General features: G+C 52.7%; 20 protein-coding genes. 4 read left to right on the top strand and 16 right to left on the bottom strand.

Annotated elements, in window-relative coordinates:
- The first annotated feature begins 8 nt into the window (after positions 1–8).
- Positions 9–1,412: an alginate export family protein gene (locus A3OW_RS0122555; RefSeq protein WP_232422420.1), complete on the top strand. Its 1,404-nt coding sequence runs from the start codon at positions 9–11 to the stop codon at positions 1,410–1,412.
- 23 nt (positions 1,413–1,435) lie between these two features.
- Positions 1,436–3,079, top strand: coding sequence for an MFS transporter (locus A3OW_RS0122550; RefSeq protein WP_083918269.1), 1,644 nt, complete (start codon positions 1,436–1,438; stop codon positions 3,077–3,079).
- Positions 3,080–3,131: 52 nt separating this feature from the next.
- Here A3OW_RS0122550 and A3OW_RS28060 read toward each other — a convergent pair whose 3' ends face one another.
- The 3 genes from A3OW_RS28060 to tmpT all read right to left on the bottom strand — a co-directional run bounded on the left by A3OW_RS28060 (position 3,132) and on the right by tmpT (position 4,899).
- Complete coding sequence (locus A3OW_RS28060; RefSeq protein WP_020565729.1) at positions 3,132–3,305, bottom strand: hypothetical protein; 174 nt, start codon at positions 3,303–3,305, stop codon at positions 3,132–3,134.
- A 68-nt stretch (positions 3,306–3,373) separates the two neighbouring features.
- A complete protein-coding gene (locus tag A3OW_RS0122540; protein WP_033412992.1) occupies positions 3,374–4,183 on the bottom strand; it encodes a sulfite exporter TauE/SafE family protein in 810 nt (269 codons plus the stop codon).
- A 74-nt stretch (positions 4,184–4,257) separates the two neighbouring features.
- Complete coding sequence (tmpT, locus tag A3OW_RS0122535) at positions 4,258–4,899, bottom strand: thiopurine S-methyltransferase (RefSeq protein WP_020565727.1); 642 nt, start codon at positions 4,897–4,899, stop codon at positions 4,258–4,260.
- A gap of 136 nt (positions 4,900–5,035) precedes the next feature.
- Here tmpT and A3OW_RS0122530 point away from each other — a divergent pair, with 136 nt between their 5' ends.
- Positions 5,036–5,479, top strand: a complete 444-nt coding sequence (locus A3OW_RS0122530; protein ID WP_020565726.1) for a helix-turn-helix domain-containing protein — start codon at positions 5,036–5,038, stop codon at positions 5,477–5,479.
- Positions 5,480–6,027: 548 nt separating this feature from the next.
- Positions 6,028–7,269, top strand: a complete 1,242-nt coding sequence (locus A3OW_RS0122525; RefSeq protein WP_020565725.1) for an SPOR domain-containing protein — start codon at positions 6,028–6,030, stop codon at positions 7,267–7,269.
- A 36-nt stretch (positions 7,270–7,305) separates the two neighbouring features.
- Here the strand turns inward: A3OW_RS0122525 and A3OW_RS0122520 are convergent, their stop codons facing one another.
- The 13 genes from A3OW_RS0122520 to A3OW_RS25675 all read right to left on the bottom strand — a co-directional run bounded on the left by A3OW_RS0122520 (position 7,306) and on the right by A3OW_RS25675 (position 20,553).
- The gene (locus A3OW_RS0122520; protein ID WP_026223861.1) at positions 7,306–7,800 is read right to left on the bottom strand and encodes a flagella synthesis protein FlgN; all 495 of its coding nucleotides are present in this window, start codon (positions 7,798–7,800) and stop codon (positions 7,306–7,308) included.
- Between the two features lie 2 nt (positions 7,801–7,802).
- Positions 7,803–8,114, bottom strand: coding sequence for a flagellar biosynthesis anti-sigma factor FlgM (gene flgM / locus A3OW_RS0122515; RefSeq protein WP_020565723.1), 312 nt, complete (start codon positions 8,112–8,114; stop codon positions 7,803–7,805).
- A gap of 78 nt (positions 8,115–8,192) precedes the next feature.
- Positions 8,193–8,894 carry a flagellar basal body P-ring formation chaperone FlgA gene (flgA, locus tag A3OW_RS0122510; RefSeq protein WP_020565722.1) on the bottom strand — a complete coding sequence of 234 codons (702 nt, stop codon included), beginning with the start codon at positions 8,892–8,894 and terminating at the stop codon, positions 8,193–8,195.
- Positions 8,895–9,104: 210 nt separating this feature from the next.
- The gene (locus A3OW_RS26690) at positions 9,105–10,682 is read right to left on the bottom strand and encodes a flagellar hook-length control protein FliK (protein ID WP_157385952.1); all 1,578 of its coding nucleotides are present in this window, start codon (positions 10,680–10,682) and stop codon (positions 9,105–9,107) included.
- A 221-nt stretch (positions 10,683–10,903) separates the two neighbouring features.
- The gene (gene fliJ, locus A3OW_RS0122500) at positions 10,904–11,413 is read right to left on the bottom strand and encodes a flagellar export protein FliJ (protein WP_232422419.1); all 510 of its coding nucleotides are present in this window, start codon (positions 11,411–11,413) and stop codon (positions 10,904–10,906) included.
- Positions 11,410–12,777, bottom strand: coding sequence for a flagellar protein export ATPase FliI (gene fliI, locus A3OW_RS0122495; protein ID WP_020565719.1), 1,368 nt, complete (start codon positions 12,775–12,777; stop codon positions 11,410–11,412). Before fliI ends, fliJ begins: the two co-directional genes overlap by 4 nt.
- Entirely contained in the window at positions 12,771–13,502 is a 732-nt protein-coding gene (locus tag A3OW_RS0122490) for a flagellar assembly protein FliH (protein ID WP_020565718.1), read from the bottom strand. The genes fliI and A3OW_RS0122490 overlap by 7 nt, the downstream gene beginning before the upstream one ends.
- A complete protein-coding gene (gene fliG / locus A3OW_RS0122485; RefSeq protein ID WP_020565717.1) occupies positions 13,486–14,493 on the bottom strand; it encodes a flagellar motor switch protein FliG in 1,008 nt (335 codons plus the stop codon). The genes A3OW_RS0122490 and fliG overlap by 17 nt, the downstream gene beginning before the upstream one ends.
- The gene (fliF, locus tag A3OW_RS0122480; protein ID WP_020565716.1) at positions 14,486–16,231 is read right to left on the bottom strand and encodes a flagellar basal-body MS-ring/collar protein FliF; all 1,746 of its coding nucleotides are present in this window, start codon (positions 16,229–16,231) and stop codon (positions 14,486–14,488) included. Before fliF ends, fliG begins: the two co-directional genes overlap by 8 nt.
- A gap of 16 nt (positions 16,232–16,247) precedes the next feature.
- Complete coding sequence (gene fliE / locus A3OW_RS0122475) at positions 16,248–16,559, bottom strand: flagellar hook-basal body complex protein FliE (RefSeq protein ID WP_020565715.1); 312 nt, start codon at positions 16,557–16,559, stop codon at positions 16,248–16,250.
- Between the two features lie 490 nt (positions 16,560–17,049).
- Positions 17,050–18,522, bottom strand: coding sequence for a sigma-54 dependent transcriptional regulator (locus A3OW_RS0122470; RefSeq protein ID WP_020565714.1), 1,473 nt, complete (start codon positions 18,520–18,522; stop codon positions 17,050–17,052).
- Positions 18,523–19,048: 526 nt separating this feature from the next.
- A complete protein-coding gene (gene cheD / locus A3OW_RS0122465; protein WP_020565713.1) occupies positions 19,049–19,624 on the bottom strand; it encodes a chemoreceptor glutamine deamidase CheD in 576 nt (191 codons plus the stop codon).
- A 32-nt stretch (positions 19,625–19,656) separates the two neighbouring features.
- Complete coding sequence (locus tag A3OW_RS25675) at positions 19,657–20,553, bottom strand: CheR family methyltransferase (protein ID WP_033411860.1); 897 nt, start codon at positions 20,551–20,553, stop codon at positions 19,657–19,659.
- Positions 20,554–20,648 lie beyond the last annotated feature (95 nt).

The following is a 20,648-nucleotide window of genomic DNA, read 5'->3' as shown; positions in this document are numbered from 1 at the left end:
TTTTTTCGATGCCCATGGCTTATCGGAGTTTGCTGCTCCTGCCGAGTCTGACGATGGGCTTTCCTGCTTATGGGGAGTCCGGCACCGAACCTGCGCCGCCCGCCTTTAAAACCCTTCGCTACGAAGAAAATTATCGGGCGATGAAAGATCCCAAAAAGCGGCACGGTTTGGGAGACGACGTCAAATACATCGCCCTGCCGTTTCTTCCGGACGCCTATTTAAGCCTGGGCGGCGAGTTGCGGGAACGTTACCAGAACCTTCACGGTTATGAGTTCGGCCTGGCGGAATTCAAAGACGACGATTATCTCCTTCACCGAGTTTTGCTGCACGGCGATTTGCATCTGGGCAAGCACTTTCGTACCTTTGTCCAGTTCGGCAGCCATTATGTGTTCGGCAAGGCCAACGAAAAATCCCCGGTCGAAGAAGACCATTTCGACCTGCCGCAAGGTTTCGCGGAAGTGCAATGGCCTTTGGGAAGCCATACGCTGACGATCCGCGGCGGCAGGCAGGAAATGAGTTTCGGTTCCGAGCGGCTGGTTTCCGTCCGCAATAATCCGAACATTCGCCGCAGTTTCGATGCGGTGCGCGCCGGTTTCAAGGGCGGCGGTTTTACGGTGGACGCCTTTTATGCCGTGCCGCTGGAATTAAGGCGAGGCGTATTGGACGACCGGGACGACGACGGCCAGCGCTTCTGGGGCCTTTATTCCGTATTCAACCGGCCGGCGGCCCGGTATGCCCCCAACATGGATTTTTACTACCTCGGCCTGGACCGGTCCGGTGCGGATTACACACAAGGCATTGCCGACGAGCATCGGCATACCCTCGGCACCCGGTTATGGCAGAGGTCCGGAAGCTGGGATTACAATTTCGAATTCGCCTACCAATTCGGCCGTTTCGGCAAGGATGCGATTTCGGCATGGACCGCGGCGTCGGATACGGGTTACCGCTGGGCGCATGTGGCTCTCAAACCGCGGCTGGGATTGAAAATGGACATCATCAGCGGCGACGACAATCCTCATGACCGTACCCTGAAAACCTTCAATCCCTTGTTTCCCAAATTGGCCTATTTTTCCGAAAACGCGTTGGTCGTGCCGGCGAATTTAATGAATATTTATCCCTATGTCGATTTCGAAATCGCGGAAGGCGTGGAATTGAGCCTGGGCTGGGATTTTCTCTGGCGTTACAGTGTCCACGATGCGTTTTACGTCAACCCGTTCCAGCCGCTGGAGGGCACGGAACAAAGCCGTGAACGCTCTATCGGCAGCGAGCTGACGTTGGATGCGGGCTGGCAGGTCAACCGCAACATTCAGTTGAATTTCGCTTACGTCCATTTGTTTACGGGCGGCTCGCTGCGTTCCGTCAAAGCCGAGGACGTCGATTTTCTGATGCTGATGGCCAGTTATCGATTTTAATCCCTGATGAGGAAAAGACTCCGGTGCCGCAAAGTCAAACACACCCGCACCCATCGATCTGGCAACCGCTGACCAATAAGTTGTTTCTGGCCGTCTGGCTGGCGACACTGGTTTCGAATATCGGTACCTGGATGAACGACGTGGGGGCGGCCTGGCTGATGACTTCGATCACGGCTTCCCCCGTGATGGTCGCTTTGGTCCAGACCGCCACCTCGCTGCCGATCATGCTCCTGGCGATCCCGGCGGGCGCGTTGGCCGATATTGTGGACCGCCGCCGTTATTTGCTGGCAACGCAACTCTGGATGTTTGCCAGCGCCTCGGGTTTATTGTTCTGTACCCTGTCCGGGTTGACGACGGGCTGGGTTTTGGTGTTGTTCACTTTCTTGCTGGGCTGCGGCACGGCAATGAGCATGCCGGCCTGGTCGGCCGTGACGCCGGAACTGGTCGGCAAAGAAGAGCTGCATGCCGCCATCACCTTGAACGGCCTGGGCGTCAATATTTCCCGTGCGATCGGGCCTGCGGTGGCCGGTTATTTGATCACCCTCTACGGCGCGCCCAGCGTGTTCCTGGCCAATTCCGTCTCCTTTCTGGGAGTCATTGCCGTCATCGCCTGCTGGAAAAGAACCCCGAACGAAAGCGGTTTGCCCGCCGAACGCTGTCTGGGCGCGATGCGGTCGGGCTTGCGCTATGCGCGTCATTCCAGTCTGTTGCCTGCCATCCTGCTCCGGGGCATCGGCTTCTTTCCATTCGCCGCCGCCTTGTGGGCGCTTTTGCCGATTCTGGTTAATCAGCGCTTGCACGCCGGCTCTTCCGTCTACGGCCTGTTGACGGCTTGCATCGGCTTGGGTGCGGTCACGATTGCCGTCGTGCTGCCGCGTATCCGGCAGCGCATCCGTTCCGACAATTTGGTGCGTCTGGCAACTCTGGCTTACGGCGGCGCTTCGGCCGTTCTCGCCACCCAGGACAATCTTTACGTCTTGCTGGCGGCCATGCTGCTGGCGGGCGCGGCCTGGATCTGCGTGATGTCGTCCCTGCAAGTGGCGGCTCAGGGCAGCCTGCCGGATTGGGTGAGAGCGCGCGGCTTATCCGTGTTCATGATGGTATTCATGGGCGGCATGGCGGGCGGCAGTTTGCTGTGGGGCTATCTGGCCAAGCGTTACGGCATTGAAACAAGTTTTCTAATCGCTGCCGCCGGCTTGATCGCTGGCATTTTCCTCACCTGGCGATACCGCATCGGCGGGTATGACAACGTCGATTTCAGCCCTTCCATGCACTGGCCGCTACCGATGGTCGATCAGGCTCCGGAACACGACAAAGGCCCCGTGCTGGTGACGATCGAATATACGGTTGCAAATGACAAACTCCGGGAATTTCATGACGGATTACAACAATTAAAAAAAATCCGCAAACGCGACGGCGCGTACTTTTGGGAACTTTTCCAGGATACGGCCAAAGCCGACCACTACATCGAATGCTTCATGGTGGAATCCTGGCTTGAGCACCTGCGTCAGCATGAGCGCGTTTCCGTCAGCGACCGTGCCCTGCAGGAGCGCATCGGCGCTTGCCTGGTTCCCGGAGAAAACAAGAAAATCAGCCATTATGTGGCGTCCGGTTACGCGAAGAAAAACAAGCGAAGCCTTAAAAGACAAATACCTCGGCAAAATTAATTTTCCCGAGTGTGTAAAAAAGTCCGGGACTTTTCCTGGGCATCAATTGTCGTTATCCACTTTTTGTATCGCCAGTATTGATCATGCATTGTTGAAGAATGTCTTGCAATTCGCCCGGTTTGGCCTGAATTTGACTTTGCAATTGCTGTACACACTCTTTATTGCCAAGAAAAATCTGATTTTTAAGTTTTCCCCGGACCCAAGGCGATCCAATGAATTTTGCCATGTTGCAAAACCTGACCCTCTTATTCCTGCTATTGTTCCCGAGCGTATTGTTCCTACCCAGCCATTGGGTCAGAGCCGAGCAAACGAGAGCAGCATCTTGATGCTCAGCACCAGCGAGATAACGGCAAATATTCTTTTCAAAACGATTTCCGGCAGACTCTGGGAGCAGCGTGCACCGAGAGGAGCGGCAACGAAGCTGACTATCGATATGGCCAAAAAGGCCGGGACATGGATAAAGCCAAGCGTATGCGGCTCTCCCGATGTTTCAGACCAGCCGCCAATCAGATAGCCAACCGTGCCGGCGACGGCAATGGGCAGACCCATTGCGGCGGACGTGCCTACGGCTCTTTTCATGTCCATATTCTTGTAGCCGAGATAGGCAACGGTAAGAAAACCGCCACCGACCGCGGCAAGTGCCGACACCGAACCGATGCCGAGACCAACCCCAATTAATTCGCGCACAGTCATCGGTTTCAGGCAGGGCTGCGGCTGCCAATCGAAAAACATTCGTGTCGCTACCAACGCCATGAACAGTGCAAAAAACCAGCTTATGGAACCCGAATCAAGCTTCGCAGCGGCCTGTGAAGCCAGAAACGCGCCCACAATAATTCCGGGGACCATGTTGCCGACGATTCGCCATTCGACGGCACCTCGAGCCGAGTGTGCGCGAATGCTGGCGGTTGAAGAAACGATCATGCTCGTTAACGAAGTGCCTAACGCCAGATGAACAACATGTCCCGCACTCATGCCCTGAGCAGTGAAAATGGATGCCAGTAAAGGGACCAGCAAGCCTCCACCACCAACACCCAACAAGCCTGCCATAAAGCCGACAAAAGCGCCCAGTACTATATACAACTCCAGCGATTCGATATTCGGCATAATCATTCCATCCTGTAAAAGTCATTTAAAAATGCCCTAGTGGCTTCAACGAAGAGCCTCGCTATGGCGCTTGTTCAGTAGCTTTTTTGCAACAGCCATGCGGCCTCCGTCGACGTAATTTTCCCTTTCAACCCTCCCTCGACGTCCTTGCGTTCTATTAATTTCAATTGATAGACGGCGCCATAAAGTTGCTCAAGCTCGTCTTCACTGACTGAAAACGGCGGGCCTTGCATCAGCGGCTGGCTGTATTCATAAGTAATCAGCAACTGCGGCGCGGCCTCGGTCAAGTTGACGAGGTGTGCGGCATATTTCCTCCTGAGGTCGGCAGGCAAAGCGACTAACGCCGCGCGATCATAAATCGCGTTTATAGGCCCAAGGTATTGGGCAGACAGATCAAATACATCGCCGACGAACAGATCGATGTCTTTAGCTCTGTAGTGAGCCATCGCCCCAGCGGCGACGATTTCCGGCTCCAGGCCAAGCTCTTTAAACAATTCGCTAACGGCAAGCTCGCTCAGTTCCGCGCCGACGACCCGATAACCGCTGGCAAGGAGCCAAGCAATGTCGCGCGTCTTTCCGCACAGCGGCAGGAATATGCGGCTGCTGCGGACCGGATTTAATTTTCCGAAATGTTCTACCAATAACGCGTTTGCCCGGCCGTCATGAAAACCAATGTCGCCCATGGCCCATTTTTGATGCCAAAAACTCGCTTCCATATTCCCTCCTTAAATTCTTCATGGATAAATAAATGCCGTCGCCTTATGATTTACCTATTGCATCGGACGGCGTTCCGGGACAGAATACAAGTTCAAGTTGACTTGAAGTCAAGTATTGATTGTCAAAGGAGACGCAATGGATATAACCGAGGTCGCAAAAGCATCGGGATTACCCGCTTCAACGCTGCGCTTCTATGAAGAAAAAGGGCTGATCCGGTCCACCGGCCGAATCGGCTTGCGCCGTCAATTCCGCACCGACGTATTGGCGCGGCTGGCCCTGATATCGTTGGGACGTAGCGCCGGTTTTTCGCTGGACGAGATTGCCGGAATGTTTACTTCCGAAGGGCCTGAAATTGACAGAACGCTGCTTTTAACCAAGGCGGGAGAGCTGGACGGAAAAATCAAGGAATTGGTCAAGATGCGTAACGGCCTTCTTCATGCAGCGGCCTGCAGTGCGCCCAACCATTTCGAATGCCCAAAATTTCTTCGCCTACTGCACATTGCGGGCAAGAATCGCTTCAGGCAATCCAGCAAATTGCAGGAACTCAAAAACGCAGACAGGGCGCGCGGAAAACTTTAAGCGGGCGGCCTTAAATAGCACAGTCCGGATTCAGGCACATCCCGAAATCTGTCTGATCGAGTTCGGATTTTAATCGAGTCTTATGTAATCTCAGCCATCGACGAATGAGGCGCAAGTCGTTCATTCGCCAATGCGTGTCGAAATTCGCCGGTTTTCCTCCTTCTCTGCCAAAGACGACTAAACTAAAGCGGTATCAAATCAAATTGGATCATAAACAATCTGTCGTGCGGGTACTCGATCGAGCCGGACGCCGCTGCCACAGATTCGACCTGATGCCCGCGAATTTGTTTGTATGAGTTCAAGCGGGCACCCCCGGTTTAGCACGAACCCAACCGTTATCTTTCAATGCCGTTAAAATAAGCGGCCGGGAGCGGCCAAACCGGCTTGGGCAATAACGAGACCGGTCGACCAGGCGGACTTGGCCACTCCAATAAAAAAACCTGAATCCGGCTTGACTTAACGGCATTGCGTTCTTTCCTATGCACTTTTTTATTTTGCTGTAATAAGCATACAAATTCATTCATTTTGACACTTTCGGATATTTGGACATGAGATATTGGCTGCTTGCATTTTTATTGGCAAATACGGTCTTGCTGATGGTTGAGTTTCGCTACGGCGCCTTCGAATTCGACGCAATCGAATCGGATGAGCGCAGCGAACAGAAACCGCAAGCCTCTTACTCGGACAACCTAAAAATCCAGGCTGAGTCGGCCGGTTCCTTGGGTCTCTCTCCGAGTCCTGCCGCTCCCGCCGTCAAGGTCGAAGAAAAAAATAATGCCGCGCCTGAAGCTAACAGGGCTATGCAAGAGCCGGTAAACGCCCGGCCGGCACCGACGGCCGGCAGTTTGAACGAAACGCAGGGAGAAACCGGGGCTCGTACCGCAGTTGACAGCGATACGGCCATCGATAAAGCGGGCGGCGCCGATCTTTCCCCTGCGGCACCACCCGTTAAGCCGGCGGATGAGAGAGCGGCCGACACAGCGGCTGAGCCTTCGGAAGAAGCAATGAAAGAGAGTCCGGAAAGCGTAGTTTCTCCCGTATCCGGCAGTCGTGAGACAAAGAACACAGGTTCCGAAGAAAAAACGGTAGAATCGGCCAGTACGGAAAGCGTTTCCGAAAAAACCAAGCTGAAGCAAGAGAAACCGGCGGCAGAAAATCCAGACAAAGCCGGCAGCGCCGCTTCTCCACTGCAGAAAGAATTGTCAGCTCCGGAAAAAAAAACCGTGACGAAAACTGTAAGCTCGATCAATGCAGATCGGGCTCAAACCAAAGTAACGAATCCGGACAATCAACCCAAACAGGACAGCGTATCGTCGGCCTGTTATACGGCAGGTCCGATAAAAGATGACGGGGCGTTTCATGCCCTGCTTAACCGCTTTCGTCCTCAACTGAAAAGTTTGAGCCTATCGCCGGCCAAATCCGGAAAATCGCAAAAGCGCATCAGTTACGTCGTCTATTATCCCGCTTCGTCGACTATGGAAGGCTCCTTGCACAATGCGGATGTTTTAAAGACCGAATACGGAATCCGCGATCTGCAGATCATTAATGAAGGAGAATTGAAAGGGGCCATTTCTTTAGGCATCTTCAGCAATGAAACGAATGCGCAAACGGCTAAAAGCCGGTTGGAGCAACAAGGACTGGAGGTCAAGATCGCCCCGCGTTTTCCGGACAACGATATTTTCTATACTGTGCGCCTGCGCTGGACCGAGCCGCAAACCCGAGATGCGCGGCGATTAACGGACGCCTTGACCAAAAACCATTCCGCCAAACGAGCCGCCACCTGTAAATGACTCGTTAAAACCGCAAGAAACCATCAATGTAAACGCTTATACCGAAATTGAAGTGCGGGAAAAATAATCGCTTCGGGCCGTGCCGTCCGGTCCGTACGTGTTAGCGAAGGCCGGCTTGCCTTTCAGTATATGCAACGACCGCTGGGTGTGGCGAGCCAGAAGCTCGATGCAGGCGCCGTTGTGTTCATTGAGAGCTTTGCAGGCGGCCGAGAGAGATCTCAATTGAGCCCACCTGTGAGCCGTATCCGAAGTCGAAAAACCTGCCGATTCGGCGCGCCGGAAAAGAGTCCGGATACCTTCCTGATGGCACGGCAACTGTTCCATGGACAACAGGTCTTCAAGCTGTTTGCTCAACTGCTCCGTCCGGTTTACCAGCCGATTCTTGTTGCCGGCGATGTGGCCAAGCAAGTCGGCTTGCCGGGTTTGTTTCAGACTTTCGGCTTCCTGGGTCAGTTGCCGATAAAGCTCTTCAACTGCATTCAGTAAACTGAGGATTTGTATTTCTACGAGGGGAAACGTTTTTTCAATCATGATCACGTACTGTCTTCCGGTGGCATTAACTCTTCAAATTGAATCATTTTCTTCGCGATCTGCTCGGCGTCAATCTTATAGCTTCCGTCGGCGATCGCCTTCTTTACCGCATTCACCCGGTCCATATCCACGGCTGCTCCGGAGGACGAGTCAACTGTTCTTTTTATACCCTGTATGACCGTCGTCACGGCAATGTCGTGATCGGGTTTGGCGCTTTGGGCCGTCACCTGTTTTTGATCGTTAACTTCAATTTTTTGTACCGGTTTGATGGGGGATAGAGGATTCGTTCTACCCTTTATGGATTCGATAGTCATGTCAAATACCTCGGTTTCGTTTCGTCTATAACTTATATCGGCAGTTTACGGCGAAACTTTAACAGGTTTTGGCGGACATTAAAAATTGACACTAACCATTCCGGGTTCGACAACGGTAGCGCTTACGATTCGCCCCGAAGTCTGGTTTTTAATGCGAATGATTTGTCCTTTAGCGCCGTCCATCATGGCTAAGCCGTTCATGCGCACGCTGAAACCGGGCTGGCTGGCGCTGATGATGATTTTGTCTCCTTTTTTGACAAGTTTAGGCTCGGCTATGTTTTTCGCGGTAAGAATGGTCCCTGCCGGCAGGAAGCGTAAGGCCTGTTTGTTCTCGACTTGCTCAGCCCGGGTGATCAACTCATCGCCGAATTTAGCTATTTCCCTTCGTTCGATGGAAAAATGCCCACGGGTAATCGTATCGCCCCGTTTAACCGGCTGGATTAAAACGGCTACCTTTTGATAAACCTTGACGATGGCGGAAATAAAGATCGACCATTTTTTATCCGAGTTGCAGCGCACTCCGACGGCAACCCGACCGCTCTTGACTTTCGTCAAATCCCCGGTGGTAAAAGCTTCCAGCGGTTTGCTGCACGCCGGCAAGGTCAATAAACTGTCGAGGGGCACCATATCGATCTCGTATTCATCGGAAGCGGTCAGATTTTGTCCGATGTACTCTCTGGCCGCTTGATAAATGGTCTCGTGCGACTGAAACGACGATTCCGCGCGGACTGAAGTCAAGCAAACAAAGGTTAATATAAAAAAAACAGGCTTATTGTTCATCGCTGAAGGCGCCGGGTTTATGACTGTATCCTTAACTAGGCATATTTAATGCCAAGTTGTGAAAGCGAATAGAAGGTCCGTTTTTGATCTCCTCTTAACTTCGAGTCTGGCCAGGGCTTCCTTTCTCGTCTGCCAAAAACAGTTAAGCGGACTATACCGGTAATTTCACGGCTAAAAATAAAGGCAGGTAGTCGACGCAGACCGCTTGTCTCACGCGTAAAGGCTCAACAAGCCTCTGCCGACCACCGTCCGGCCGTTTTCGGCCTCGTCCCCCGGATCGGAAGCGTTTCCATTAATGGACGCAAAGCCGTTAAAGTGACGAGACGCATGGCGGGATTGCGACTGATTGTGATCCGAAGAGGGATTTTGAGAAATATTGACATCCGCCAGATTCAATTGCTGATGACTCATCATCTCGCGCAGTTTGGGCAAGGAAGCCTCGATTGCTTCTCTTACCGAGGCATGCTGAGCCGTAAAGGAAATGGTGGCCTGATCGTTATTCATCTCGATGCGTACCGATATCGGCCCGAGATGCTGGGGATTCAGTTTGATTTCCGCCGCGGAGAGCTCTTTGTGGGTCATCCACAGGATTCGTTCACCGAACTCCCTATGCCATTCGGGATGTGCTAAAGATCTCATCAGCGCCGGAACTTCCACTTTATTGTCGACCGGTTGCCGATTAAGCTGAGCCATTTCCGGCATTCCTTGAGGAACAGGCCGATCGGCACTCGAAGAGATCGGCTGCGATTCGGTCCGGGACGAATCCAAAGACTGAGCTGTTTTTTCAAAGGAATTTGAAGGTAGATGTTGCGCTTCTTTTGCCGATTGACCGAACGCGGAACCTTCTTGCAATGTTTCTGCTAGAGCCGGATCGGACCCGGACGTATTTGATTTTGATTCTGCCAACAGAGGTTTAAGAAAGGATGAGTCAGTTTTTTGCGGATCAGCCTGATGCGCCGGATTATTGACTACCGAAGGATGTCCGGAATAAACCCCGAAAGACGGTACCGCATCGGCCAGCTCCGAAACTTCGAACATCAATTCAGGCTCTCGGCCATGCGATTTCATGGCTTTCGCCTCATATGTTGAGACATGTCTGCCGCCCAGGATGGCCGTCTCAACAGCATCCGGTGATGTCTCTCGACGGATTGGGCCGCTATCGCTCAAGTTTTTCGCTTCAATCCCCCGCTTCGGCGCGGACAGTATTTGTTCTTGTCCCTGAGTAGACGCGGAAGACGGCACCACCTCGGTCATCGGCACGATTTGTTCCGAAATCCGGTCATTCACAGGCAGCACAACCTCGGCCATCGGCCGCATCGAGTCCGAAATTTCTTTCTTATTTTCAGTAGGTCTTTGTCCTTCCCCTGCCATCACGCTGATGCAGGCCAATGACGAGGGCAGCGCCCTTCCCTTGCCCGAATCGATCGATGCCCTCGGACTGGAAGGATCATTGAAACTTTCCTCTCCGGCTTCGGGCGCCGTCGGAAGGACGGCTGGATTCTGCCCTGAATGAGGAGGCATGGAAATCAAGGTTTCGGTCGTGGATAAGACGAGGTTTGAATCTTTCTTTTGGTTATTGCGTCCTTCGGCGATGTCCTTCCTTGCGTGACTTTCAACAGAAGGCAATTTTTCACCTTTTCCGGCAGGCGGGTAACCCAACATTTCCGCCAATTCAGCCAACGCGGTATCGGTATTGGCATCGACGGGTTCTTGAATTATAGTCAACGGCGTCGGAGTATTGCCGGAAAACCGGCCGGGCTTTTGCTCATTGTCGGGAACATCGGCCAAAACCACTCTGGCCGGCAATCCAGACGATGATGCAGGAGCTGTATTTAACAATGGATCCGGCCATCCGGCCTGAGTCTTAGTCTCTCTTAACGATTCGATCTGTCCCGTCAAGGCATCTGCAAATTCTCCTCCAAGAGTCCCTCCATCGGTCGAATTGGGGGTTCCTCCTTCGGTCGTTGCAGAGTTTTGAAGTACGGCTGCTAATTTGGCCCCTTCGATGTTCATATCCGATCTCCTGTCACCTTGGCTTCCAAGTCTGGCTGATTTTTCTCAGATGTCGTCTGTAAGACGGAGCGTTCTTTCACGAATCGGGCGGCCCATTCGTCCTGTTCCGACTGTTCAAGCTTGTCTTCCTGCTTCTTTTCCGTTCTGCGGGCCGCATCGCAGACCTTCTGCAGGCTGGAGGTCTGGTTATGTATGGCTTCCCAGAGTTTCTTCTTCATCGCCACCTCGGCCTGAACCCCTCGCACAGAGTGCTCCTGGCCGGCGATGGCTTTATCCAGCTTATCGACAAACGATCGAAACTCCATCAATTGAGACACGGTCATGCCCTTGCCGCTCAGGCGATGAAATTGTTCCTGATATTGCTGCCGATAATGTTTTAAACTTTCCAGTTGCGCTTGCATGCCCTGCAATTTGCGTTGGGAGACGCCCATCGCTCTCATGGCATCTTTCGCCTGCATCTCCTTGAGCTCCACAATCGCTTTGATGCGCACCGATCTTTTCATCATTTACCACCTTGTTTTTTCAAATCCAGCACCCTCTCCAGCTCCTGCAAACTCCGGCCGATGTCGACCGCTTCGTTCATATCCTGCTTCAAAAACTCCAGAATCGCGGCATTTTTTTCAATGGCTTTGTCGATTCTGGGATCGGAGCCCGGATGATAAGCGCCGACACTGATCAAGTCCTGATTTTGCCGATAAGTCGAATACAGGCGCCGCATCTCCAGCGCCATCTGCATGTGGTCGCTATCGACGATGTCGGGCATGACGCGGCTGACCGAGACTTCAATGTCTATCGCGGGAAAATGCCCGGATTCGGCCAGACTTCTGGAAAGAAATATATGGCCGTCCAGCACTCCTCTGGCCGAGTCGGCGATAGGATCGTTATGGTCGTCGCCTTCGGTCAACACCGTATAAAATGCCGTGATCGAGCCGCCGCCGTCGCTGCCGTTGCCCGCCCGTTCCACCAGATGCGGCAACCTGGCGAACACCGAAGGCGGATAACCCTTGGTGGCCGGCGGCTCGCCTATCGCCAGGGCTATTTCACGATGGGCTTGAGCAAACCGCGTCAGAGAATCCATCAGCAACAGCACATCCAGCCCCTGATCCCGAAAATATTCCGCAATGCTGGTGGCCAAAAGAGCGCCGTGCACCCGCATCAGCGGCGGATCGTCGGCAGGCGTGGCGACGACGACCGCTCTTTTCAGACCTTCTTCGCCCAGGATTTTTTGCACGAATTCGTTGACCTCGCGCCCACGCTCGCCGATCAGGCCGACCACGACGATATCCGCCGAAGTAAATTTGGTCATCATGCCCAAAAGAATACTCTTGCCCACGCCGGTGCCTGCAAACAAACCCATGCGCTGTCCCCGGCCGACGCACAGCAGGGAGTTGATCGCTCTCACGCCGACGTCGAGCGCGGTGCGGATGGGCTTTCTCGTCAAGGGATTGATCGGCGTGCCGTCGAGCGAAATGTGCGCATCCGTTTTCAGCGGTCCTTTGCTGTCGAGCGGCTTGCCGGAGCCGTCGAGAACGCGCCCCAACAAACTGTGCCCCACCCGGGCCAGGCTGTTTTTGCCCAGCGGAATGACCCGGCAATCCGGTTCGAGACCGTGCAGATTCCCTGCCGACATTAAGAAAATCCGATCACTCGAAAAACCGACCACTTCGGCTTCGATTTTTCTTCCGTTTTTCATCTCGATGCGGCAACGGGAGCCGATGGCCGCCTTGCATCCTACCGCTTCCAGCGTCAAGCCGATCATCCGGGAAAGCCGGCCCTCCACGATCAAATCCGGAGCTTCAGCGAATCTTTGCGAATAAGGTTTCAGTCGGTTCAGCCAGATCCGGGAGCGGTTTTTCTCGGGCCTCACCATGTTTTGTCCCCTTGCCGCTCGTTGCCGAATATGTGGGCGACGACGGCATTGAGACGATTTTCCACCGACGCGTCGATATGCGACACTTCGGTGTCGACCTTGCAGCCGCCGCGCGTAATCAGGGGATCTTCGACAATAGTCCAGGGAGGGGACAATTCGGCCGGAGACAACACCGTACGCACCAGTTCGGCATCTTCGGGATGCAAATGCAAATGAATCGTTTGCGACGACAAAGGCAAAACTTTGATTGCTTCCTTCACGGCCGCAACGATTTGCCCGGGATCCGTTTTAATTTCCCGCCGAATCAGTTGGTTGGCGACGCCGATGACCAATTTCACCAACTCTTTTTCCACTTCGTCGTCCAGAGCATTCAACGGCTCGCTTAAAGACGTCATCAGACCGACAAACTCCGTCGCCTGTTTTTGCAGCAAATGGACATTTTCCTCGTAGCCCTTTTTGGATCCTTCTTCAAACCCTTTTTGGGAGCCTTCCTCGAAACCCTGCTGAAACCCCTCCTTTTTACCCTGGGCAAAAGCTTCCTCATAAGCCTGCTTTTGCATCGATTCGATTTCTTCAACCGTCAGCTTGAGCGGCCGGTCTTTGGCAAACACAAGCGCTTCGGGGGCTTCGGAAACATCAACTCCGGTAATGTCCGGCAAGTTCCATAACTCCAGAGAACCGAGCTCGGTGGAAGAAAACTCGGGGGCTTTAAACGAGCTGATCATCGCCGCCTCCAAATACGATGGCTCCCGAATCCGCCAAATTTCTGACGACAGTCAAAATTTCCTTCTGCGCCAGTTCCACTTCGCTCAACTTGGCGGGCGGTGCCGCTTCCAGGTCCTCACGCAGCATATCGGCCGCGCGCTTGGACATATTGCTGAATATCTTGTTCTTGAGCACGTCGCTCACGCCGCGCAAGGCCAGCAACAGCCGGTCGGTGGCCACTTCGCGCAGCAGGGTCTGCATGCCTCTGTCGTCCAGATTGACCAGATCTTCGAATACAAACATTTTGTCCTGTATTTTTTGCGCCAGATCGGCACTGCTTCCGGATATTTCTTCCAGCAATTGATTACAGACCGACGTGTCCATGTGATTGAGGATATTGGCCGCCACGTTGATCCCTCCGACAAACGAAGATTTGATGCTTTCATTGCCGGCCAACTGTTCTTCCATGATTTCGTCGAGCTCCCGCAAGGCGGCGAGCGGCACGCCTTCGAGCGAGGCAATACGCATCAGCAGATTGGAACGCACTTCTTCCGACAGACACATCAGCACGTCGGCCGCCCGCTGTCCTTCGAGCAAGGACAGGATGTTGGCGACAATCTGAGGATGTTCGGAACGGACCAGATCGGCGATCGAACGGGTATCCATCCATTTCAGTTGATTAATGCCTTTGCTTCTTCCTCCGATCAGTATCCGGTCAATGATGACTTCCGCTTTCTCGGAGCCCAAGGCATTGGTCAGTACATTGCGAATGTATTCTTCGGAATCGACGCCGAGGGCCGTCTGTTTTTTGACGGTTACCACAAACTCATCCAGCACCACATTGACCATGTCCGGAGAAATATCCCTTAACGACACCATATTGGCTCCGATCAGCTCCACTTCCCTCGGCTCCAGATATTTCAATATTTCGGACGCTCTTTTCTGCCCCAGCGCAAACAGCAGCAAAGAGGCGCGTTCCATTCCGCTTAGGTTGACTTCGGTGCTACTCATCTCTGATCCATGATTTGATGGTTTGTACAACTAATTTCGGATTCTCATCAACCAGTTTCTTTACATATTCCAACTGTTTTTCGTAGCTCTGGGGTGCGGATAACAGAGAAAATTCCTTTATCTCGGACGACAATGCCTCGCTCGGCGCAATGGGTTCGGCGGGAACAGCAACGGGAATGGAGTTGCCGTCAGACGCAGCGGCGCCGCGGTTTCCATCCTTCGTTTCCGCATCGGCCTGATTCTCCAATTTTTTCTCCTCTTCATTCTGCTTGACGAGGCCGCGCATGACGGGGCGCAATACGCCAAATAGAAGAAACAATACGGTGAGAACGGCGATGACTTGTTTCACAAGATCGGCAAATCCTGCTTTTTGCCAAAACGGCACTTCAGGCAGGTTTTCTATTTCTTCTGCCGGATTGAACGCCACATTGGTGACGGTAACCTGGTCTCCTCGGCCGCTATCGAAGCCCACGGCCTGTTTCACGAGTTCAGTAAACCGTTCGATGTCTTCCGGAGTATACGGCTGGGCTTTTCCCTTTCCATCCTTGCCTGCCGTATGGCGGTCGTCCACCACGACGGCGACGGTCAAGCGGCGGACAACGCCGGTACCGAGACGCGTATGGGTGATCGTCTTATCCAGTTCAAAATTTCGGGTGGCGCTTATTGATGAAGATCCTGTGCCGCCGGCCGCACTGTTTTCTCCGTTCTTTTTGGCCAGGGTTTCCGGCGCCGTGCCCGCCGGAGTCGGCTGATTGGATAATGCGCCGGGAACGCCTTGAACCGATGAAACGGTGTTTTTCTCTTCCGCCGTCTGCTCGCTTCGTAATGCGGAAACCTCCGGATTGAACATTTCCTGCGTTTTTTCGGTCTGGGTAAAATCGACGTCGGCGGAAAGCTGGGCGCGCATCCCGTTAGGGCCGACCAGGGGCATCAGAATGTTGGCTATCCGTTCCATCAGATGCTCTTCAATATTCTTCTTGTATTCAAGCTGTTTGGAGGCAAGATACACGTCCGAAGACGAATCCTTGCTATTGAGCAGTTGCCCTTTTTGATCGACCACCGTGACCTGCTCTGCGTCCAGCAGAGGAACGCTGGAAGCCACCAAATGCACGATCGATTCAATCTGGCCTTTATCCAGCGATCGGCCCTGATACAGATTCACCATGACCGAAGCGCTCGGCTTCTTGCGGTCCCTGACAAACACCGACTGCTGCGGCATGGCTAAAAGCACTTTTGCCGACTTGACATTCTGGATCGTCATGATGGTTTGAGCAATTTCCCCTTCCAGAGCCCGCTGGAAACGAAGCGCTTCGACACTCTTGCTGGTACCGAATCCTTGATCCTTGTCCAGCAGGTCATAGCCCAGACTTTTGCTTCTGGGCAGCCCCTGCGCCGCCAGTTTAAGCTTCAACTCGTGAACCTTGTCGGCCGGGACCATGATCGCTCCGGAGCCCGTTTCGACCTTGTAATCAATGCCCAGCGCGTCGAGTGCCTCAAGAATTTCGGACGCATCCTTATCGGCAATCTGGGAAAACAATAAACTATAAGAAGGGGCCTGCGACCATAGAACCACGGCAACGCCGATGGCTACACTGAATGCCAACCCCAGCATCAATCCGATCTGGCGAGCCAGAGTAAGTCCGGCCAACCCCTTCATGATCGGATGCGCCTTGCTCACGTCCGCCAAGGTTTGCTGATTTTCGGTATTCACCAGATTGTTACCGCTTTGTACGCTCATTATCTAGCTACTCGCATTACATCGGCATGTTCATGATATCTTTATAGGCATCGACCAGTTTGTTTCTGACCTGCAGCATGGCCTGAAAAGAAACGCCGGCTTTCTGCGATGCCACCATCACCTCCGCCAGACTGGCCCCGGATTCTCCGGTCTCAAAGTCTTCCGCCATTTTTCCGGCAGTCTGCTGACTGTCGTTGACGGAGTCGATGGACTGCTTTAACAAAGATGCAAAGTCTATGCTGCCGCCTGTTTCGGGCACTTTATTGGCGGCTTGCAGAGCCATGGCCTGCATCCTGGCCAATACCTGATTTATATTCATGTCATTCATGGTTTCCCCCTTTAATTCATTCTCACAAGCAAGTCTTGAAAACTCCCGAACGACGCAAAGAGCGCTTTCAATACCTTATTCATGTGCCACTCAAATCTTATGCATTATTGATGCCATAAGCCGCCTTGCAGCAAAACTTCCTAGTTTTATTCAAATGCAGACTCCTGTGCCTCGCCTATTTTCCTTCTTGGCTATAAGGTTAGCGGGAAACCTGAATTTTGAGCCGTTTTTTATTGGATAATTGATGAGTGCCTGCCGGCATAAGTCACTGCACGGCAAAAAGTATCGTCAAAATATTGACTATTCATCGCGGATAGGAAGCAAGGTAGGAATAGGTCAGCAGAGCGCAGCAAACGCCACCGGAGGACTCGTTCATCTATCCGTGCGGTTTGCTTTTTTCTCTGTCAACAAGAACCGGACATCGAAGCGAACAGTCCGGGATTGGATTCTCGGGCAGGGTAAAATCTGCCTGGAACAATCGTTCCAAGCGTCAATACTGCAAGTCGAGTTTGCGCAGTTTTTCAACCAGGGTAGTGCGGCGAAGATTCAACCGCTTGGCGGCATGGGCAACCACTCCGTTGCTTTCTTCCAAAGCTCGGCGGATCAAATTGCTTTCCATGGTATCCAGATATTTTTTTAGATCGATTCCTGTTTCAGGCAGCGGAGCATCTTCCGGACTCAAGTTGTCGGAATCAGCCTCGGGCCGATGAAATTCGAAGCGCTCGCCGTCGGCGGCGTCCACCTCCGCCTCTTCGGCTTGCCCGATGATTTCTTCCGCCACATGAAAGCGCCGGAATTTTTCGGGCAGGTCGGCGACGTTAATCAAGCCGCCGGGATGAATGATGGCCAATCGTTCGATCAGATTTGCCAACTCCCGTACGTTTCCCGGCCAGTCGTATTGCCTCAGTATCGCCAAAGACGCGCTGCTCAGCCTGACCGAGCCGCGGTTGGAGGATTCCATTCGGGTAATAATGTCCGCCACCAACAGAGGAATGTCTTCGGTGCGCTCCCGCAAGGGAGGCACCTCGATCGGAAAGACGTTCAGGCGATAATACAGATCTTCCCGAAACCGGTTCTCCCTGATCTGATCTTCAAGATGCCGGTGCGTCGCGGCAATAATCCGGACATTGCAGTGAATGGACTTGCTGCTGCCCACCCGTTCGAACGTCCGCTCCTGCAATACTCTCAGCAGCTTGACCTGCATCATCAAAGGCATGTCGCCAATTTCATCAAGAAACAGCGTACCGCCTTCCGCTAATTCAAAACGACCCAGCCTCGAATTCAACGCGCCGGTAAAGGCGCCTTTCTCATGGCCGAACAACTCGCTTTCCAGCAGCTCGCCGGGAATGGCTCCGCAATTGAGAGGAACAAAAGGTTTCGAGCTGCGCAAGGAGGCATCGTGCAGCGAGCGGGCGACCACTTCCTTGCCTGTTCCCGACTCGCCGAGAATCAAAACAGTCGCATCCGAGTCGGCCACCTGATCGATCGCTTTGCGGACGTTGACGATGGCCGGGCTGTTGCCTTGCAGGCGCACGATTGAAGACGCCCGGCGGTCGTACATCCTGCGGTCCAAATGTTGGCTGTGAATTCCCAGTTCCTGCCAGAAAGGAGCGAACAACTTGTCGGTAATGCGCCTCAATCCGGCATAGGTGAGAGGCCATTCCAGCACTTCGAAAACCATTTTGTCGATCGTGGTGGAAACTTCATGCACGGCGCCTTTGTCCACCAGCAGAATAACGGGAATCTTACCGGCCTTGTCGACTATTTCCTTGATTACGACCGCTCGTTTGGAAGCGATGTCCCCGACGAATATGCCTACATACTGATCAATTTTTCCGGAAATCGGCCCATAATCGGAAGAAACGGCATAAGTGACCTGATATTCCATGAATTGAAAGATGACTTCAAGCTGTTTTGATCTTGTCTCATTATCATCGATCAATAAAAGGCGAGGTAAAACCATATATCCCTACTCACAAATTAAAATTTATTAGCCTTTTCAAGAACAGGCGTTGCAAAAGACTGCCCTGGCGGAACCGCAGCAATAAGAGGAAAAAAGAAGAAGCGAGGTTTTAACTGCTTAAGAAGTTTTGATCAAGATCGCTCTTTTCATCGAAAAAGTTTGTCCCGAGGAAATATCAAATACGATTGGCTTTAATTGTCAGAAATTCAAACGTTAAAAAACGACAAGGCGGGTCCGACTGCAATTTGATCCGAAGAGAGCAACGAGCACTCCTTTTTCTTGATCAATTCTCGAGAAAATCCGGCTCCGCTTACCTGATTTTGATGAAATCCGTCTTTGATCGGGTTTTATTATCGCATTACCGCCGCAAAACGGTTCTTTCAACATCGGCTGTAAATCATTATAGCCGGATATGGACATCATTCAACCGGACAGGTTATTTTCGCAATATCGCGAACGCTGAGGACTCAACGTCCGGATGGAAACAGGAGCGTGATAAACATTCCGAAAAATTGCTTTCGCTAAATCACACGTCGCAGACGGCAGCCCCCGCATTGCGCAGGCGGTCGATGTATTCCTGCTCTCGCTGAAGAATGGTGGCATTATGCTGTCTCAGCAATTTTTTAACCAGGACTTTGCCCTGACCGGGAAAAAAATAGATTTTGCGGGGATAATGACCGAGTAAATCATCGGCCAGAACGGGAATCTTTTCCAGTTCCAGATAACTGCGGAGGAAATCGCAATTGCGCCTGCCGGCGTGGATCGACTCGGGAGATTGAAGCAGATCGCAGCCCCCGAATATCTTGGCTTCCAGGTGTTCACGTTGCGCCCCCATGGCCAGCAGTTGATTGATCAGAAGCTCCATGGCGGAGTTACCATGATTGGCCTGGCCATTGCCGAACTCTTCGTATGAATCGTGAATCGGCAGCGTAAAATGAGTCATTCCGCCGATACCGCTGACGCGATCGCGGATACAAGCGGCTACACACGAACCTACGACGGTCACTATGAGTATGGGGCGGGCAGTGGCGTAATATTCGCCGGGCAAAATTTTAACCGCATCGATATTAAAATGATTGTCGTAGTAAAGATTGGGCGTCATGCTATATCCCGGAAGAATTTAATATGAACTGATCATCTTGATTCGCCGTTCAGCGCTTCCTGATGAATTGAAACCTTCTCGGATCGGGCCTGGCGAATGGACGACGCCAGTTCGTAGACAGTCTTGCCCCGCAACCGGAAGATGTCCGACGCATGATGCAGACTTTCCGAATGCCCGGCGAACAGCACTCCGTGCGTCTCCAACAAGGGCACAAAACGCTTGAGAATTTTATATTGCGTAGCCTTATCGAAATAAATCATAACGTTACGGCAAAAAATCGCATCAAAGGGACCATTGATAGGCCAGTATTCATCGAGCAGATTAAGTCTGCGAAAACTGATCAAATCACTCAATTCTCGACGCACCTGCACGTAACCTTCATTACTGCCCGTTCCTTTGAGAAAAAAGCGCTTGAGCGTGTCCTTCGGAAGCTTTTCCACCCGTTCCATCGAATAAATGCCGGCCTTGGCCTTGCTTAGTACGTGAGTGTCGATGTCCGTAGCGATAATCTCTACCGGAGGCTTGTACGTTCCGAAAGCTTCCACCATGGTCATCGCCATGGTGTACGGTTCTTCTCCCGTCGACGAAGCCGAACACCACAAGCGAATCGGCCGTTTACGCAAATTCAGCACATGCTCCTTGAGCAACGGGAAATGATGAGGCTCCCGAAAAAAAGCCGTAAGGTTGGTGGTCAGCGAATTGATAAAAGCTTCCCACTCGTCTCCTCCCCGATCCTGCTCGACCCATATCAGATAGTCACGAAACGTTTTCAGGCCGTTGGCGCGCAAGCGCCGGCCCAAACGGCTGTAAACCATGTCTTTCTTGTTGTCGCTGAGAGTAATGCCGCAGTGCCGATACAACATGGTCCGGATCCGCTCAAAATCAGAAGGCGTGAATATAAACTCCTTTTGTTCTAGATATCTGTTCATATCGGATGGCTACGCGGATGCAATTCGACCGAGCCCGGTCTGTGGCCGGACCTGGAAAGGAATGCCGTCAAACAACGGACGGAAAAAGCCGGGAG

The sequence above is a fragment of the Methylosarcina fibrata AML-C10 genome, from assembly GCF_000372865.1.
GTDB lineage: Bacteria > Pseudomonadota > Gammaproteobacteria > Methylococcales > Methylomonadaceae > Methylosarcina > Methylosarcina fibrata.
This window is presented reverse-complemented; position numbering and strand designations above follow the sequence as displayed.